This is a genomic window from methanotrophic endosymbiont of Bathymodiolus puteoserpentis (Logatchev) (assembly GCF_900128525.1).
In the GTDB taxonomy this organism is placed as follows: Bacteria; Pseudomonadota; Gammaproteobacteria; order Methylococcales; family Methylomonadaceae; genus Methyloprofundus.
Genome location: NZ_FQTQ01000153.1, coordinates 1 through 17,813 on the forward strand (window position 1 = coordinate 1; position 17,813 = coordinate 17,813).

General features: G+C 39.5%; 19 protein-coding genes and 3 tRNA genes. 7 read left to right on the top strand and 15 right to left on the bottom strand.

Translation table 11 applies throughout. The features are described from left to right. Nucleotides 1-15: 15 nt before the first annotated feature. The 3 genes from BQ7314_RS11960 to BQ7314_RS11970 all read right to left on the bottom strand — a co-directional run bounded on the left by BQ7314_RS11960 (nucleotide 16) and on the right by BQ7314_RS11970 (nucleotide 1,990). Nucleotides 16-537 (bottom strand): metallophosphoesterase family protein, encoded by a 522-nt coding sequence (locus BQ7314_RS11960; RefSeq protein WP_245394986.1) that lies wholly within the window; start codon nucleotides 535-537, stop codon nucleotides 16-18. A gap of 17 nt (nucleotides 538-554) precedes the next feature. Further along, nucleotides 555-1,472 carry a site-specific integrase gene (locus BQ7314_RS11965; protein WP_174483922.1) on the bottom strand — a complete coding sequence of 306 codons (918 nt, stop codon included), beginning with the start codon at nucleotides 1,470-1,472 and terminating at the stop codon, nucleotides 555-557. Nucleotides 1,473-1,603: 131 nt separating this feature from the next. Continuing rightward, complete coding sequence (locus BQ7314_RS11970) at nucleotides 1,604-1,990, bottom strand: helix-turn-helix domain-containing protein (RefSeq protein ID WP_174483923.1); 387 nt, start codon at nucleotides 1,988-1,990, stop codon at nucleotides 1,604-1,606. A gap of 200 nt (nucleotides 1,991-2,190) precedes the next feature. On the opposite strand from BQ7314_RS11970, the gene BQ7314_RS11975 reads away from it, so the two are divergent. The 4 genes from BQ7314_RS11975 to BQ7314_RS11990 all read left to right on the top strand — a co-directional run bounded on the left by BQ7314_RS11975 (nucleotide 2,191) and on the right by BQ7314_RS11990 (nucleotide 4,380). Further along, a complete protein-coding gene (locus tag BQ7314_RS11975) occupies nucleotides 2,191-2,496 on the top strand; it encodes a helix-turn-helix transcriptional regulator (protein WP_174483924.1) in 306 nt (101 codons plus the stop codon). Continuing rightward, nucleotides 2,489-2,896, top strand: a complete 408-nt coding sequence (locus BQ7314_RS11980) for a hypothetical protein (protein ID WP_174483925.1) — start codon at nucleotides 2,489-2,491, stop codon at nucleotides 2,894-2,896. The genes BQ7314_RS11975 and BQ7314_RS11980 overlap by 8 nt, the downstream gene beginning before the upstream one ends. Before the next feature lie 19 nt (nucleotides 2,897-2,915). Next, entirely contained in the window at nucleotides 2,916-3,662 is a 747-nt protein-coding gene (locus BQ7314_RS11985) for a nucleotide-binding protein (protein ID WP_174483926.1), read from the top strand. A 106-nt stretch (nucleotides 3,663-3,768) separates the two neighbouring features. Further along, nucleotides 3,769-4,380 (top strand): hypothetical protein, encoded by a 612-nt coding sequence (locus tag BQ7314_RS11990; RefSeq protein WP_174483927.1) that lies wholly within the window; start codon nucleotides 3,769-3,771, stop codon nucleotides 4,378-4,380. A 567-nt stretch (nucleotides 4,381-4,947) separates the two neighbouring features. Here BQ7314_RS11990 and BQ7314_RS11995 read toward each other — a convergent pair. From BQ7314_RS11995 to BQ7314_RS12050, 12 genes are all read right to left on the bottom strand, one after another. Beyond that, nucleotides 4,948-5,023: transfer RNA gene (locus BQ7314_RS11995), tRNA-Asn, on the bottom strand. Nucleotides 5,024-5,042: 19 nt separating this feature from the next. Next, nucleotides 5,043-5,119 (bottom strand) — tRNA-Arg (locus BQ7314_RS12000). A gap of 89 nt (nucleotides 5,120-5,208) precedes the next feature. Next, nucleotides 5,209-5,300, bottom strand: a tRNA-Ser gene (locus BQ7314_RS12005). A gap of 14 nt (nucleotides 5,301-5,314) precedes the next feature. Then, nucleotides 5,315-5,542 (bottom strand): carbon storage regulator CsrA, encoded by a 228-nt coding sequence (gene csrA / locus BQ7314_RS12010; protein WP_174483928.1) that lies wholly within the window; start codon nucleotides 5,540-5,542, stop codon nucleotides 5,315-5,317. 117 nt (nucleotides 5,543-5,659) lie between these two features. After that, nucleotides 5,660-6,895, bottom strand: coding sequence for an aspartate kinase (locus BQ7314_RS12015; RefSeq protein WP_174483929.1), 1,236 nt, complete (start codon nucleotides 6,893-6,895; stop codon nucleotides 5,660-5,662). Between the two features lie 3 nt (nucleotides 6,896-6,898). After that, nucleotides 6,899-9,511 carry an alanine--tRNA ligase gene (gene alaS / locus BQ7314_RS12020; RefSeq protein ID WP_174483930.1) on the bottom strand — a complete coding sequence of 871 codons (2,613 nt, stop codon included), beginning with the start codon at nucleotides 9,509-9,511 and terminating at the stop codon, nucleotides 6,899-6,901. A 228-nt stretch (nucleotides 9,512-9,739) separates the two neighbouring features. Next, nucleotides 9,740-10,207 (bottom strand): regulatory protein RecX, encoded by a 468-nt coding sequence (locus tag BQ7314_RS12025; RefSeq protein WP_174483931.1) that lies wholly within the window; start codon nucleotides 10,205-10,207, stop codon nucleotides 9,740-9,742. Nucleotides 10,208-10,236: 29 nt separating this feature from the next. Beyond that, nucleotides 10,237-11,283: a recombinase RecA gene (gene recA, locus BQ7314_RS12030; RefSeq protein WP_174483932.1), complete on the bottom strand. Its 1,047-nt coding sequence runs from the start codon at nucleotides 11,281-11,283 to the stop codon at nucleotides 10,237-10,239. A gap of 199 nt (nucleotides 11,284-11,482) precedes the next feature. After that, nucleotides 11,483-12,853: an OprO/OprP family phosphate-selective porin gene (locus BQ7314_RS12035; protein WP_174483933.1), complete on the bottom strand. Its 1,371-nt coding sequence runs from the start codon at nucleotides 12,851-12,853 to the stop codon at nucleotides 11,483-11,485. Between the two features lie 233 nt (nucleotides 12,854-13,086). Continuing rightward, a complete protein-coding gene (locus BQ7314_RS12040) occupies nucleotides 13,087-14,043 on the bottom strand; it encodes an ABC transporter substrate-binding protein (RefSeq protein WP_174483934.1) in 957 nt (318 codons plus the stop codon). 164 nt (nucleotides 14,044-14,207) lie between these two features. Next, nucleotides 14,208-14,636 (bottom strand): type II toxin-antitoxin system VapC family toxin, encoded by a 429-nt coding sequence (locus BQ7314_RS12045; protein ID WP_174483935.1) that lies wholly within the window; start codon nucleotides 14,634-14,636, stop codon nucleotides 14,208-14,210. Further along, on the bottom strand, nucleotides 14,633-14,887 hold the full coding sequence (locus BQ7314_RS12050; RefSeq protein ID WP_245394987.1) for a type II toxin-antitoxin system Phd/YefM family antitoxin: 255 nt from the start codon (nucleotides 14,885-14,887) through the stop codon (nucleotides 14,633-14,635). The genes BQ7314_RS12045 and BQ7314_RS12050 overlap by 4 nt, the downstream gene beginning before the upstream one ends. A 146-nt stretch (nucleotides 14,888-15,033) precedes the next feature. Between BQ7314_RS12050 and moaA the strand changes: the two genes are divergently transcribed. From moaA to BQ7314_RS12065, 3 genes are read left to right on the top strand one after another with little or no spacing between them, the layout of a single operon-like run. After that, nucleotides 15,034-16,041, top strand: a complete 1,008-nt coding sequence (moaA, locus tag BQ7314_RS12055) for a GTP 3',8-cyclase MoaA (protein ID WP_174483937.1) — start codon at nucleotides 15,034-15,036, stop codon at nucleotides 16,039-16,041. Between the two features lie 5 nt (nucleotides 16,042-16,046). After that, complete coding sequence (locus BQ7314_RS12060) at nucleotides 16,047-16,430, top strand: rhodanese-like domain-containing protein (RefSeq protein WP_174483938.1); 384 nt, start codon at nucleotides 16,047-16,049, stop codon at nucleotides 16,428-16,430. Further along, nucleotides 16,430-17,260, top strand: coding sequence for an AlbA family DNA-binding domain-containing protein (locus tag BQ7314_RS12065; RefSeq protein WP_174483939.1), 831 nt, complete (start codon nucleotides 16,430-16,432; stop codon nucleotides 17,258-17,260). Before BQ7314_RS12060 ends, BQ7314_RS12065 begins: the two co-directional genes overlap by 1 nt. Nucleotides 17,261-17,813: the final 553 nt, after the last annotated feature.

Genomic DNA, 17,813 nt, shown 5'->3' on the forward strand with positions numbered 1-17,813 from the left:
TCGGTTTAGGCGAGTTCATAGAATATATTGTAAAACAACTTTTAAATAATTGCCTGTGGATAATGAGAAGTTACGTTTCATCCATTCAAATTCATGATGCCAAATCGCATTATCAATATGCAGTGGGATTTTCTTTACATTACTAGGCTGACTTTTTAGCCAATGTTTTTTATCTTCCCAACGCGGAAAATCACCTGGCCGCCAAATTCGACCTGCAAAAATACCACCTAAACCTGCAATTCTGACCCCACCTACATCCATGACTTTTAAGTGCAAATTATTATAAGATAGTGCTGAGTGAAACAAATATTCATATTCAGCACGCGAATCAAAATCATGATTGCCAGGAATCCAATATATTTTAGTTTCTTCTATGATGGCTTGCAGATACTGCTCTAGCGAACACTCTAAATTATAATCCCCAAGCATCACGACAGCCGCAGGTCGGTATTTCAATACAGCACTGACTAGATTATTAAAACAACCGTGCGGATCTCCAGCGAATAAAATCTGATTTTTGTTTATTGTTGTTAACATTTACATTCTTTTTATCATCATCGAAAATTACGACTTAATGTTTTTTCATTACGATGTTGATTTAATAGTATGACTCGCTCAACATCCTCATTGCTTGCTCTAACAGCAACACCTTTAGGATTCCCTGACACTTTTCGCCCGTAGTGCTGGGTTGCTGTTTGCGTACTCGCATGCCCCATTAATGCCGCTATTTCTTCAAGTGACAACCCTGACTTTTTCGCATTAGCAGAAAATTGATGCCGTGCCGAATATAAAGTAATATGTTTTTTGCGCTTTGGCCATAACGAGCGAGTTAGCTCATAGAGTGCTGACCGACAATGCTCATAGTACGAGTTAAAGCCATCTATATCGATAGCCGTTTTTATTAATCCGAGATGCAGTTCGATCACCTGCTTATCTTGATCAGACAAATTGACTAACTCGATGGTTCTTTCGATTCCATGCGATCTGCCGTTTGTAGATTTCGCGTTTTTGACGACCAGCTGATTACCTTTATTAATGCATGCATATTGCCATTCACTAGGCCTTAGGCCAGAAATCATACCCGCTAAAAGCCAAACCATAGCCGAAGTACCATGCCTCATATTTTTATGTGTCGCACTATTAATGAGGCGCGCTAAATCAGTGTCATTAATTTTCTTCTCTTTACTTGCTGATGTCCCAAGCCCTTTTTTGTAACATGCACCAGAACTAGCAACCTTTAGTGTGCTAATCGCCCTACAAATATCTTCATTCACTTCTTGATGCTGCAAATAAAATATGACGGATGCTTTATATTGACGCCATGTTGCTTTTGCAATTCTTGGCTGTTGAGAAATTAGCCACACAACTAATTCTGAATGACTTATATACTTATTAGATAGAGATTCTTGGGCTTGAGAATAAAGCTGCCCTGCTCGCTTTAGATACTTTTTCTCTGTTTCATTAGTTCTCATTTTTCAGCTCTCCCCATGTTACTGCAGAAAATCCTGCATTCATACTAGGTAACCTCAAATTAAAGTTTCATTTAGTTTAAAACTGTTTCAAACAGATTGAATCCTAATAAAACTATTCATAAATATTAAAATCACCTAGAAGCATACTCTAGTCTAGCCAACTTTAACTCAAGCTCATTTAATCGACTCATATCGCAGGCCTCAGCTACTAACCGGTCAATTTGCTCTGACTTTAATGTATTTGTTATTTGCACCCAGTCAACAGCAGCACTAGGACTAGTGGCTATATTGTCATCACCTCCTGAAGCACTATCAACCGCAAATAATTCGTCGAGATTTATTCCATATGCTAGTGCGAGTGCTATCACTTTCTCATAAGGTATTGCCTTACGTTTTTTAAGGTTTGCGTACGCAGTCGTAGATAATCCTAATTTTTGAGAAAGCTCTTTATTAGTACGCAAACCTAGCGTTAATTTAAGCTTATTCATCACATCATCAAAATATAGTTCATTATTCATCTTATATGAATTTTTTAATTTAGTCGGAAATAATTACACTAGTGAAGAATAAAAAATAAAAGCAAGCCGAGACTATACAACAAGAAATATCGATAAGAAAATATTTTTCAAAAAAACAGGGTAAATATTTATTTTTTTTATATACTCTTAATTAACATTCACTTTATATGAATTTTTATTTTACCTAACAGAGATAACTCATGACCCATCAACAAAACTCATTACCTACTTTTACCCATACCCAAGAAATCCCTAACCACCCTATTTACTTAAACCGTAAAGCACCAAAGAAACTAAGTGCTTTCTCACGCGTAGAACTAAATATTGATTGGATCTTATTTTATCTGAGAACAGGCTGGACCTGGAGCTTAGTTGCAGAATTACTAGAAATGTCTCCATCAACGCTTATTCGCCATTTTGATAATCTCGTCCCAGAAGAAGAATTTAAAAGACCAGTCGCAGTCATGCTCCCTGCACTTAAACCTCGAGAAAGCGACAGTGAATAAGGACTCGCAAAAATCCAACGACTTAAAATCATTAATAGCTCAGCCTAAGCGGCTGAGCTGTATTGATCAAGTCTCGTTAAATTTAGAGGATATTTTGGCCGCTAGAGAAAAGAAAGTTACCTGGCAAGCAATAGCGGATACTCTTGACTTACAGCGACCCACCCTTATTAATGCAGTTAAGACTCTAACAACAAAAAGCCATCAGACGCTTGCATCCCATGAAAATCATGGATATTCGCAAAATACACAAAAAACTTACTCCCCAGCACCCAATACAAAGCAAAGTAACAACACTCAGAATACATCTATCAGAGAGCCGACCAAGCCTCAACAACGAACTTTAAACGGAATAAAAACAATCGGACGATCAAAGCTTGAAGACTTTAATTTAGACACCTAACCACATTATCGAGACATTTATGACTAAAAAAATAACGCCTGCTCAATATAATAGAAAACTAATCACTTGTGACGGATCAAAAGGAGGGACAGGAAAATCATTGATCGCCACAACAATTGCAAGCCTACTATTAAGAAACAACTATAGTGTTACACTAATTGAAGCTGACAAAACAAACCCTGATATCGCAAGACGCTTTGGTGATTACGCACCTGTCTTACTTGCTGACATAGACAACAAAGACGGGTGGATGTCATTACTTGATGAAATAGAAAATATAGAGACGCAGTATATCGTAATGTCGATGCCTGCGGGACTCAACGAAGTCAATGAAATAAGCGGCCTATTAGCTCGCACACTACACGAACTAGAAATAGAGCTACATCAAGTCTTCTGCCTATCTCGTCAGACCGATTCACTATATTTAATTAACACAAGCATAGAAACAGGTCTCGCAGCATTTGCTCAACAATCAATTGCAGTTAAAAATGGATTTTTTGGAAAAAATGAAGAATTTGATAGATGGAATCAAAGCCCCACACGAAACAAATGGTTATCAAAAAATTTTCAAGAAACATTTTTACCAGAACTGAACCATCGCATTATTGATTTTTTAGAATCTAACCCACAACCGCTGCATGGCATATCAAAAAAGCATTTAAGAACAGCATTATGGCTAGATTTACAAGACTGGCTCGGCATTGCAGAGCAATGCTTCAGCAGCATAACCATAAAAGAGCAAGCAGTTACATCAGCTGGAGACTAAGAGAATGGAGTCAGGATATTTAACTGAAAGCGTATTAAGACTAATAAGGCAAGACCAAACAAAAGAAGAGAACAGTTCAACCAGAAAGGATAATCAAAACGAAATTATGCAACGAATAACAAACACAAATACACCTATCGAAAAAAAACCAAACAATAAACGCGATAGTTTTTTAGATAGCCTGCCGAGCAGTCAGCAAGTTGAAGCCCTTAAGTGGGCAGAACAGCATAACATTAGCCCAGACGACCCGACTTGGCTTTTAGTTGAAATGCTTGGCTATACGAAACATTACACCGAGACGCTTCCTAACCGGATACAGGCCGCCGGTCAACTCGCGGTAGAAAGTATAAGCCAGCAAAGAGAGGCGGAAGGAGCAGCTTTTGCACATAAATCGATGAAGCTGATGAATACCTTACTGAAAGATATGACAGAGAAGGTAATCAAAGAAACAGGTACTATTACTGATATCCGAATGCGCAACAAATTACTAATACATGGATTATCAATATCTGCGGGTATGTTAATATTTTCAGCAATGAGTTTTTTAACTGGCTTTCTACTGGGGCTTGGGAATATCAATTGGCTAGATGAACCTGCACATAATGTCGCACTTCGAGCATTACAAGTAATTATCAATATCCCCGTTGGCTATATTGTTCTTGCTCTAATCTGCTCGGCAAGCATCATGCAGCTTATTCATTTTATGAAAAGCAAATAGCTACCGCTGAAAATCAGGGAAACGGAGCGATAGCGAAGTGATGATTTTTAGTCCGCAGTAGGCGACAGGGTTATCGCCAATCCAAAGTGCACTGCAGTAGCAGTGCGCGAGGGAGGCTAGTAGCTATCCCGACAGCCGTCAAGCCATTTGAGGTAGCTTTAACGTAGCGGCTTTTTGCGTTGTAAAGCGGACGCAGGGCGCGTACTGGAGCTTATCCAATTCGCTCCGTATGAGAATGAATATTTGGCGACAGGAGTCCCAAGTATTTCGGGAGATAGGATGACACACCTAATACCTTTTTACTTGCCCCCATATTTAGAAATCAAGGAAGCACTATCACCAAAACTTCTGCGCTTCAATGAAGATCATACATCAAATTTTCGTTTTCCCTGCCATAGAAATATTAACGAAATCACGAGTCAGCGCATACTGAGCATAACCCACCCAAAGAAAACCCCATACATCACACAAAAAGCTAAGTACACCCACAAGTACACCCAAAACGTACGCAACTAAATTTCAGGCAAAAAAAAGGGCCGTAGAATTAACTACAGCCCTCGTTTTACTTGGCTCCCCCGGACGGGCTCGAACCGCCGACCTAGTGATTAACAGTCACCCGCTCTACCAACTGAGCTACAGGGGATTAAACTTTATATCAACAATGGTGCGCCTGAAGAGATTCGAACTCCTGACCGCTCGGTTCGTAGCCGAGTACTCTATCCAGCTGAGCTACAGGCGCCTTGTTGATCTTTCTAATTATCCTTACTTCTTTATTCCTTGTCAATCATTTATTCTAAAAATTTAAAATAAATTTTCAACTCATTTATATGGCGAAGAGGGAGGGATTCGAACCCTCGATGGGAGATAAAGCCCATACTCCCTTAGCAGGGGAGCGCCTTCGGCCACTCGGCCACCTCTCCTAATTAAATCTTTTCTAGTCTTCCGACCCCATAAGGCCAGCACTTCCAGACTCAACAACAGAATCTGAATTCCCAGCTTTTTCATTTTTTATTCTTTCGTAAATCTCTTCCCTGTGGACAGATACATCTTTCGGTGCATTAATGCCAATTCGGACTTGATTACCTTTTACTCCAAGAACAGTGACAGTAACATCGTCACCAATCATTAGAGTTTCTCCTACTCGACGCGTTAATATAAGCATCTATCGTCTCCCTGTTCATAAAAATCCCGCTTTAAATACGGAACCGGACTGAGCTGCTTATTATAGCAGTAATTTTAAAAAAATAAACACTTAATAGTGTTTTTCTCAAAAAAGAGTCTATACGCTTACTTCCTTCGGCTCTTTATCTAAATCAAAAGCTTTGTGTAATGTTCTAACCGCCAACTCCAGATATTTTTCATCAATAACAACAGAAATTTTTATTTCTGATGTAGAAATCATTCTAATATTAATGGCTTCTTGCCCCAAGACTTCAAACATTTTACTAGCAATGCCTGCATGAGAGCGCATACCAACACCAACAATTGAAACTTTTACAATACTATCGTCAGCTGTAACCGCTCTAGCCTCTAGGTTATTACAAATATTGGTAAGAATTTCTTGCGCCTTAACAAAATCATTCCGATGCACCGTAAAGGTAAAATCTGTCGTAGCATCATCGGCAACATTTTGAATGATCATATCAATTTCAATATTCGCATCAGCAATCGGACCTAAGATTTTAAAAGCTGCCCCAGGAATATCAGGCACGCCTGTAATCGTTAATTTTGCTTCATCTTTGTTGAATGCAATACCTGAAATTAACGCTTGTTCCACTTCTGATTCCTCGTAAGTAATGAGCGTACCCCGCCCTTCTGAAAATGATGATAAGACGCGCAAAGCGACATTATATTTACCGGCAAATTCTACCGATCTAATTTGTAATATCTTAGTACCTAAACTGGCCATTTCCAGCATTTCTTCAAAGGTAATTTTATCCAAGCGACGCGCTTTTGGTTCAATACGCGGGTCCGTGGTATAAACCCCGTCAACATCGGTATAAATATGGCATTCATCTGCCTTTAAAGCTGCCGCCAGTGCAACTGCTGTTGTATCAGAACCACCTCGACCTAAGGTTGTGATATTACCTTGCTCATCCATCCCTTGAAAGCCGGCAACCACAACCACTTTGCCTGCAGCCAAGTCAGCATGTATTCTAGCATCATCAATACGCTTGATTCTTGCTTTTGTATGTGCGCTATCTGTTTCGATACGCACTTGCGCGCCCGTATAAGAACATGCAGGGCAGCCTAATTCTTGTAAGGCCATGCTTAATAAAGCGACCGTGACTTGCTCACCCGTTGAAAGCAGAACATCCATCTCCCTAGAGACAGGATTATCTTGCATCTGTTTTGCTAAATCCGTTAAGCGGTTAGTTTCACCACTCATCGCCGATAAGACTATAACTAGCTGATCACCGCTATCGTGCACTGCCTTTACTTTTTCTGCTACTGCTTTAATCCGCTCAACTGTACCTACTGAAGTACCGCCAAACTTATACACATACATTGCCATTCTTTAAGCACCTATTTGTTCACGCACCCACTCAGGCACTTGTTGTAACACTTGTTCTAATTTTTCAGGCTCTGTACCACCTGCTCTTGCCATATCTGGACGACCACCACCTTTACCACCTATTTGCGTGGCAACAGCATTAACCAAATCACCTGCTTTAATGCGCGCGGTTTGGTCTTTCGTAACACCAGCAATTAAAGTAACCTTACCCTCTTTTACAGCAGCCAAAACAATTGCTGCACTAATCAACTTGTTTTTCAATTGATCTAGGACATCTATCATTGCTTTAGGATCAACACCGTCTAATTTAACCGCAAGAACTTTAACACCATCAATATCAACCGCTTGGCTTGCTAATTCACCACCCGCGGAACTTGCTAACTTGGCATGTAAACGCTCTAATTCTTTTTCTAAAGCTTTACTCTTATCCATCAACTGCTGAACCTTTTCAGCTATCGCCTCGGGGGAGGACTTTACTACACTCGATATTGCTGCAATAGATTTTTCACGACCTTCCAGCCACTGCATAGCAACTTCACCGGTAATAGCCTCAATACGACGCACTCCTGAAGCGACACCTGTTTCACTAATAATTTTAAACAGGCCTATATCACCCGCTCGTTTGGCATGCACACCACCACACAATTCAGTTGAAAAATCACCAATTTTTAAAACACGAACTTCATCGCCATATTTTTCACCAAATAAAGCCATTGCACCCGCATTGATGGCATCTTCTTTAGACATAATATCGGCACTTACAGCTGCATTATGACGAATCTGCTGGTTTACTATACGTTCAATAATTTTAATTTCTTCAGTGGTCATCGGCTCAAAGTGCGCAAAGTCGAAACGCAATCGCTCTGCATTAACCAAAGAGCCTTTCTGCGTCACATGATCACCTAAGACTTGACGCAATGCTGCATGCAATAAATGTGTAGCCGAATGATTTAAAACGATGGCTTGCCGACTTACTGGCTCAACAAATGCACTGCATGGCAAATTATTTTTTAATTCACCTGATACGACCTTGCCGTAATGTAGAAATAATGAACCGCCTTGCTTTTGTGTATCAGTGACTTCAAAAACAGCACCGTCAACTTCAATACGCCCCCGATCGCCCGCTTGACCACCTGATTCGGCATAAAAAGGTGTACTCTCTAAAATCACAACCCCTTCAGTGCCTTCTGCTAAAACACTGACAGCTTCACTTTGCTGAAATAAGCCGATGATTTTCGACTCTTCATTTAACTGCTGATAACCGGTAAATTTAGTTTGCGCATCTAATTTGATAGTTTGATTGTAACCATCACCAAAGCTCTTCGCTGCACGCGCTCTTGTGCGCTGAGCTGTCATAGCTATATCAAACCCCGCATGATCAACTGACAGACCATTTTCACGCGCATAATCAGCGGTTAAATCAACTGGAAAACCATAAGTATCATAAAGCTGAAAAACAACATCGCCTGGAATAACGGTACCGTGCATTTTTTCTACACAGGCCTCCAGTATTTTCATTCCTTGCTCTAAGGTTTCAGCAAAACGCTCTTCTTCTAATTTTAAAATCCGCTCAACTTGCTCTTGCGCAGCAACTAGCTCAGGATAGGCCGCCCCCATTTCTACTACCAAAGGGGCAACTAATTGAAAGAAGAATACTTCACGAATACCTAAGCGATAACCGTGACGAATCGCACGGCGAATAATCCGACGCAGCACATAACCACGCCCCTCATTTGAGGGCATTACACCATCAACAACCATAAACGCACACGAGCGTATATGATCAGCAATCACGCGCAGAGAGCTCTCGGTTAAATCTTTAGTACCTGCTAAATCAGCAGCTACTTTTAATAATTTTTGGAATAAATCAATTTCGTAATTATTGTGTACACCTTGTAATACGGCAGCAATACGCTCTAAACCCATACCTGTATCGACAGATGGCTTAGGTAATGGCGTTAAATGTCCATCGGTATCTCGATCATACTGCATAAACACCAGATTCCAAATTTCGATATATCTATCACCGTCTTCTTCTGGCGTACCTGGGGGGCCACCGACAATACCTTCACCATGATCATAAAAAATTTCAGTACAAGGCCCACATGGCCCAATATCCCCCATAGACCAGAAATTATCTTTCGCACCAATACGCGAAAAGCGTGTCGCATCAATGTTTACATCTTCCAGCCAAATTTTTTCAGCTTCAGAATCCTCATTAAAAACCGTAACCCATAATTTCTCAGCAGGAATTTCCAGCTCTTTCGTTAAAAAGTCCCAAGCAAAGTGAATCGCTTCTTTTTTGAAGTAATCACCAAAACTGAAATTACCCAGCATTTCAAAAAAAGTATGATGCCTTGCCGTATAACCCACATTTTCTAAATCATTATGCTTACCACCCGCACGCACGCAGCGCTGACTCGTGGCTGCACGCACATAACTACGTGGCTCACGACCTAAAAAAGTGTCTTTAAATTGTACCATTCCGGCATTGGTAAATAATAAAGTAGGATCATTGCCTGGCACTAAAGAGCTTGACGGCTGAATAGAGTGATCTCGATCAGCAAAGAACTTTAAAAAAGTAGCACGCAATTCTGCGCTAGTCAGATTTTTCATAATTAACTGGATTATATAAACGTTTTTTTAAATCATTTGCTCTATTTAAGAGCCTATTTTTCTTTTACCAATGCAGCCCGTATGAAACTTACAGAGTACAAGCTATAGCAAGCACTAAATTAAACACAGAGCGTCTCTACGCAGCGCATGGGAACGAGTAAACTTGTGGGAGAAGTTTAGCTCCGACTTATATAAAATCCTGGCTAAAGTCACTCCCACCATCACTCACTATAAATTTTTCAGTAACTCACGGATCATCTCAGTAGAAAACCCTCTTTGCTGCAAGAATCGGCTACGTTTTAGCAGCTCTTTTATATCTATAGTTGAAGAACTAGCACCGTATTTTTTCTCATAAACTTGCATTAATAACGCTTGCCAACTACCTGCAATATCTTCCACGGCCATATCAAAATAACAATCGCCAACACCACGTTGCTGTAATTCAGTTTTAATACGTAATGGCCCAAACCCTCTATGCACACGGCTTCTTGCATAACTTTCAGCAAACCGAGCATCACTTTGTAGGCCTTGCTCCGCTAATTCAGATATAACCAAATCAATATCAGGACGAGCAAAACCTTTCTCTGAAACTTTCCGCAATAATTCTTTCTGGCTATGCTCACGCCTTACTAAATATTGTAAACAAGCTTCTTTTATTGCTTTAAACTTATCTAAATCATTATCAAATTCAAGCATACACGTAAGCGGGCTAAAAAAAGCTCAGCCTATACTAGGCCATCCGCATCATCAGATTCTACAATAGTTTTTCCTGAGTCAGCTTTAACACCAAAGACTTCTGCTCGAATCTTAGCTTCAAGTTCTGTGGCTACAGCAGGGTTTTCTTTTAGATAAAGACGTACATTCTCTTTACCTTGACCAATTTTATCCTTGCCATAACTGTACCAAGAACCCGCTTTATTAACAAAGCCATACTTAACACCTAAATCAACTAATTCTCCCAAAAAGGAAACCCCTTCTCCATAGATGATTTCAAATTCTGCTTGTTTAAAAGGCGGAGCAACTTTATTTTTAACCACTTTAACGCGGGTTTCATTGCCAATAATTTCATCGCCCTTTTTAATCGCACCAATACGCCTTATGTCTAAACGAACTGAAGCATAAAACTTTAAGGCGTTACCACCCGTTGTTGTTTCTGGACTACCGAACATCACTCCAATCTTCATACGAATCTGATTGATAAAGATAACCATAGTATTTGAACGTTTAATATTCGCTGTTAATTTACGCAAAGCTTGTGACATTAAACGTGCTTGTAGGCCCATATGAGAATCCCCCATATCGCCTTCAATTTCTGCTTTAGGCGTTAAGGCAGCAACTGAATCGACAACCACTATATCAACAGCATTCGAACGCACCAGCATATCAGCGATCTCTAAAGCTTGTTCGCCAGTATCTGGCTGAGACACTAATAAATCATCAACATTAACACCAATTTTTTCTGCATAACCAATATCCAAAGCATGTTCTGCATCAATAAAAGCAGCCGTACCACCAACTTTTTGCATCTGCGCAATCGCCGATAAAGTCATTGTTGTTTTTCCTGACGACTCAGGGCCATAAATTTCAATCACTCGGCCACGCGGTAAACCACCACAGCCGAGCGCTATATCTAATGACAAAGACCCAGTAGAAACGGTTTGTATATCACGTGAGGCGGTATCATCACCCATGCGTATAACTGCGCCTTTACCAAATTGTTTTTCAATTTGCATTAAGGCCGCGCCTAATGCTTTCTTTTTATTCTCATCCATAGTCTATTTAGCCAGCCTTAAACTTCACGCATTAAAAACAAAATATTATCCCATAGCCTGATTAAAGCACATAACAAAATTCACATTTAAATCTTGCCAACTCAAATACTCGTCCTAGTCAACAACGAAACATCAATACCTCGCAAAAAAAAGGCCAGCATAAGCTGGCCTTTCCTGCACTCAAATAAAACTAACTACATTACATTTTAAATTGTGTACGCAATGTAAATGAGTGTACACCGTGATCAAGATCACTACCATTAAGCTCTGTAATACCAGACCCTGCAAGGTCAAAGGCATAACGATAATCTGCCATAATACGTACGTTATTATTCATATACCAGTTTAGAGCAACGGTTACATCCTGCTCTCTAGTGCCATCCTTATAGCTACCATAAGCAATATCACTAATACCATAACGACTTGCTAGTTCAAACGCACCCCATGTACCTTTACTCCAGCTAAAGTTTTGGCTAGGCTTCAAATATTTAAACTCACCATCAGAACCTTTATAGCTACGCGCTTCGCCCGTCAATGTCCAAGCTACTTGCACATAAGCCGCATTAAGATCTAAACCTTTCTCGCCACCACTACGTGTGATCCATTCATGTGCGTATTCCCCTTGAACCGAAAATGCCCCAAGCATATAAGCAGATTCAACCCCGAAAATACCAAGCCCATCAACATTCGTCACTCTTACATTTGTCAGCTTAAGATTAGACATATGTGATGTTTCCGAAGAAAACTTAACCTCACTATGCGAATCACTAAAGCCTTTATAACCACCAAAAGCCCCCAAATGAAAAACATGAGTTTTAGTATTTAATGGCGCATAAGTTACACGCGAAGCAAACGACCAACCTTCATCAACATTACCGTCTTTTTCTGGCGCCATGCCATCACCATAAAAACCAAGCTGTGCAGACCAGTCTTTATCAGATGTCTTAAAATGCAAACCAAGCGCACGATCAAACGCCGGAGCTGTTAAAACGTTGACCGTTGAACGCTCAGTAAACATAATATCGTTTGAACTTTCTTGCAACTCCATGCTGATGGGTTGCTTTTGATGACCGACAGTGATTTCTAAGTTATTCCAGTCAAACCCTTTGTAGGTTAAAAAGGCATCTTTAATCGCTATATCGTTATCAGCAAAATCTGCTTCGATCATATACTTATAATCACCCCAGACGATACCTTTCATATATAAACGAGCACGACGCACTTCAACGCCTTCCGTCGCTCCCTGACTTAACTCATCATCACCAATATCCCCATTTGCTTCTACTTGCAAACGTCCACCAAACTGAAATTTGAATTGCTTATCTGCTGATTCAACTTTTAAACCCTTTTCACCGACCGATACTTTGACATTATTAGTCCAATCTGTAGCTTCTTCTTTCTTCTTTTCTGCCGCTACTTTATGTGATAATTGGTTATATTGCGTTTTATTAATTGCACCATTTTTTAATAATGTATCTAAAAGTTCGCTATCTGCGGCTTGAACACTGACGCTACCTAAGGCAGCAGAGACAGCTAAAGCTAAAATTTTTCCAGAGTGTTTTGTAGTCATTGCTATATTTCGATAAAGTTTTGAAGAAAAATAAACTAGCGACATTTTAAAAAAGAAATATGACAGAATGATGACAAAGAATAAAAATGTCGTAAAAATACAACAGATCAGCAACAAAAACCAACTTAAAACACACCGACGTTGCTTTTTAACAACAAAAATTAATCAATAGAAACCTTACCTTCTCCATTTTTTGCTAAAAACTTCACAAATCTGGTGCTTCAACCAATAAACTACCAAAAAGTCCCTGCCTGAATGGTGCCTGACTTACCCGTCAAGCGCCCCTGACTTATTTTTTGTAAATATTGATAAATATCATCTGCCGCTTGTCGCTCCTCCTTCCCCCACAGGCTAACTCGCCCATCACAATAACGCTCGCGCAATAGCTGGCTTTCCTGTTTCGATTTAGCATGGGTTAATTTCTCTATAGATTGCCAAGCTATATCAACATCACACAAAGTATTTTTAGCTTGCTTAGATTGTTCCAAAAAATCATGCATAACAGATTGATGCTGTTTCCCCCAAGTACGGTTAAATACAAAGCCAATACTCGGTACTTTTTGCTCAACCCCTAAACCCTGTAAAATATCAGTACCGGTCATTAACACCCTATAACCTTCAGCTTCTAAACGCGCAGCATAATGCCAATAAGTTAATAAAGCATCAACACGCTGCTGTTTTAATTGCTGTGCTAATAATGGCGGCGCACCATAAACTTTTTCTATTTCTTGGAATAATTCACCCTGCCCTTGCTTTTGCATTAAAGCTTGCAATAGCAAACTATTTTTATCTAGCTCCCCTCCTGCTATTGCAAGACGTTTACCTTTTAAATCTCGCCAATTTTTAATCTTGCTGTCTTTAGCAACAACCAATGCCCCCGTAGTATTTGAATACGGATAAAACGTATAATCTCGTCCCAAGCTACGCTGATATGACACCCAGATCCAATCAGCAACAATGATATCCAGCGCACCTGATTGCAAGGCAATCTTACCCGCTTGAGGATTCGCCATCGGTATCACTTGCAAAAAGTAGCTAGCATTTTCCATCTGTTTTGCTTGACGCATAACAGCTAACTCCCAATTGACCGTACCATAAGCCAATACACCTAAACGAAGCGTAATTTTGTCGCTGGCATAGCTCAGCTGACAGCAGATCAATGCTGCAATAAAAAGTAGTTTTTTAATCATTAATAGTCGCCTAATATAAATTGATACAAAATTTTTAACTCTAAGAAACCGCGATTAAATAACATGGAGTTACACAAAATAATGTGGAAGCGACTTTAGCCGTGTTGCGTGGCTAAAGTCGCTTCCACAGAATATAAGACTCGTCTATTATTTACCTCTCCTTCCTAAGCCTCACCTAACCACGGATTAAATAATGCCACCGTACTTTGCTGCATATCTGTCACATTTCGAGTGACAACTACGCAATTATGCACTAAACCCGAAACAGCAATAAGCCCGTCAATCGTAGGCATTGGTTTACCCAGCAGCTCAACTTTACCCTGAGTTTCCCCCCATTTCGTAGCAACATGAATGTCAACAGCAATAATACGTCCCTCGAATCGCTGCTTTAAATCCTCTTCTACCCACAATTGCAATCTTTTTTTGCGCGTCATATCGACTGCTTTTTCAATTCCCTTTTCTATTTCACCAAAAGTGAGAACACTGAGGTACAAACTAGCTTCATCTATATTTTGCAGCCACGCTAGCACTCTTTCATTAGGCACAGGCTTTATAAGCTCAGAAATAACGCAGGTATCTAACAGATATTTCATAACTCAATATCTCTTGGAAAATCAGTACCTCGAGAAATATCTATAAGCTCCCCGAGCAAGGGCGATGCTCTAAAAAAACTCACCAAATCAGTTTTGGGTTGCGTTAATTTTTTATAATCATCAAAAGACAAAATTACCACTGCATCATGCCCATGTCGAGTGACAAATTGAGGCTCTTCAGTCATTGCCTTATCAACTAACTGGCTAAACTGACTTTTTGCTTCTTGAAGTTGCCATCTTTTATTGTGCATAATCATTCCTCCTAAGCTATTAATCTAGTCAGTCTAGTCTATGCCTTCTCGTCAACTTATGTCAATTTATTTATTACCACTGCTCATTAGCTGCTAAAATTATCGGCTAATGACACACTTTAGCTTTCTATTAATAAGCATAATCAATGCCCCACTCAAACCAACCTAAACAACTTATCGACCGATTCGGCCGAGTTGTTGACTATGTGCGCATTTCTATTACCGACCGCTGTGATTTTCGTTGCGTGTATTGCATGTCGGAAGATATGACTTTTTTACCGCGCACGCAAATTCTAAGCTTGGAAGAAATCCACTTACTCGCACAATGCTTTACTGAATTAGGTGTGGGAAAAATTAGAATTACTGGCGGCGAACCTTTGGTTCGTCGTGGTGCTATCGAATTATTACAAAAAATTGGCTCATTGCCGCTACTAAATGAGTTAGTTATGACCACAAATGGCTCGCATTTAGAACAATCAGCCGAGCAATTAAAACAAGCCAATGTTTCACGTTTAAACATTAGTTTAGACACGCTTGATGCGCAAAAATTCAAAGAATTAACGCGTACCGGTAAATTAAATATCGTTTTAAAAGGTATCGAATCGGCCATCAAAGCGGGATTTAAAGGTATAAAAATCAATGCAGTTATTTTAAAACACCGTAATCACCATGAAGTAGTTGATTTGGTGCAGTTTGCTATAGATAAAAGCATTGATATTAGCTTTATCGAAGAAATGCCGCTCGGCTTAGTTGACTCCCATAACCGTGCTGTCACCTATTATTCTAGCGATCAGATTCGCACTGATTTAGCCAAGCAATTTGATTTACAACATATCAACGAAACTACTGCCGGCCCTTCTGATTATTACCATATCCAAGGGTCAGCAATAAAAGTCGGTTTTATCTCGCCACATAGCCATAATTTTTGCAGCACTTGCAATCGTGTCAGACTAACGGCTGAAGGTCGCTTATTATTATGCTTAGGTAATGAACATTCTGTTGATTTAAAAGCAGCAGTACGTAACCCCGCCAACACCATTGACGACATCAAAAAAATCATTATTGATGCCATGCAAATCAAACCAGAAAAACACGAATTTGATTTAAACGAACAACCTATCATCATGCGTCATATGAGTGCCACCGGAGGATAAATAAAATGAAAGTATTATTTGCCAGTTTATTAAGCTTATTATTACAAGCCTGTAGTACCTCCAGTGAAAGCCATATTCGACAAGCTGAATTATTAGCTTTATTACAGTCAGATTCCCCGCCTGCCATCATTGATGTACGCTCCAGTATGGAATATAACTCAGGGCATATTCCAGGCGCACGGCATATTCCCTTCTGGCAATCATTTACTAGCAGCGCTTTAAATACGTATGATAAACAAGGTGATTTAATCTTGTATTGTGAACACGGCCCGCGTGCTGGCATTGCTAAATTTGCTTATTTCTTAGCTGGTTTTGAAAATATTCGTTATTTAGAAGGCCATATGACCGCTTGGCGATCTGCTAATTTACCCTTAGAAAAAAATAATTAATGAAACGCTTTTTATTACTGATTATCGCACTCTGGGAGCAACGTTTTAAGCTCTATTTTTTTGCCGCCCTTATTGGTGCACTAACAGGTATATTGATTTTTTACCCAATTAATGATTTTATTTTCTACTTTGAAATAGAGGGCAATGACTTACAAAGAAATGCCAGCACTGCATTGCACTATGCCTATGAGCAACTTATATCATCTTTAACAGGTAATACTCCGAAAAAAACAATGTTTCTCGCTCAAGTTGGTGCTGTTTTTGGCCTAGCTATCGCTTTTATCTATGAAATGCTACATCGCCGCTTACAAAGAATTAATCGCTTAAGTAATGAACTTTCGGTTAATTTACAAGCCTTAATCTTACAAGGTGAAAACGCATTACTCGAATTCAAGTCCTCTTTTCGCTGGGATTTAGAACAAGATAGAGTCAACCGTTCATTAGAAGCTGTTATTTTAAAAACCATAGCGGGTTACTTAAATAGCTCACATGGAGGCACCTTATTAATTGGTGTTGCCGATAATGGTGAAATTATTGGCTTGGAAAAAGATTATCAAAGTTTAAAGCGCTCCGACCAAGATGGTTATGAGCAAGCCATTATTACGGCTATTTCCACTCATTTAGGAGCGGATTTATGCCAATTCGTCAAAGTGCTTTTTCATGTCGTTAATGGCAAGCATGTTTGTCGTTTAATTATTTTAGCCTCACCTCGCCCCGTCTTTTTTACCCAAAATAATACACCTAAATTTTATTTACGTACTGGCGGTGGCACACGTGATTTAAATATCCAAGAAGCGGTAGAATTTATTGTTCATCGCTGGAAACGATAATCAATATAGGGTGAATATATTTCTCGCTAATGCTATGAGTTTAAGATGGGGAAACTTCAGGTCTATTCTTCACTTCATCTTAACCCAGCCTTAGAAAATAGTGATTAAACCTGATATTCTTCATAACAATTTGAAAAGTAAGCATTATAAATCATGCCGTCATATGCTAAGCAACTCCCATAATACCTATTTACATATATTCCAATGACTTACAAATTTAAATTGAAAATCTGGGTTAGAATCAAAGTAAACACTTTAAAAATACAGCCTTCATAATCCGCCAAAACCATTCCTCTATGATTGATAAACTGCTAAAGATAGAAAGCCATAACAGTCATTTTAACTTTACACTCTACATTGTTGGCAGTCTATTTTTAGGCATTACAGTGGGCTTGCTGTTTGGGGAACCTGCCGGACAACTACAAATCTTAGGAATGTGCATGAAATAACTTAGGCAACTTATAAAGTTGTTGCGTCAGGAATGGCAGTATAATTCCATTGCCTCAGGTGCTCATCAAATACAATTCGCATTGACTCTTTAAAACCCTCTGCA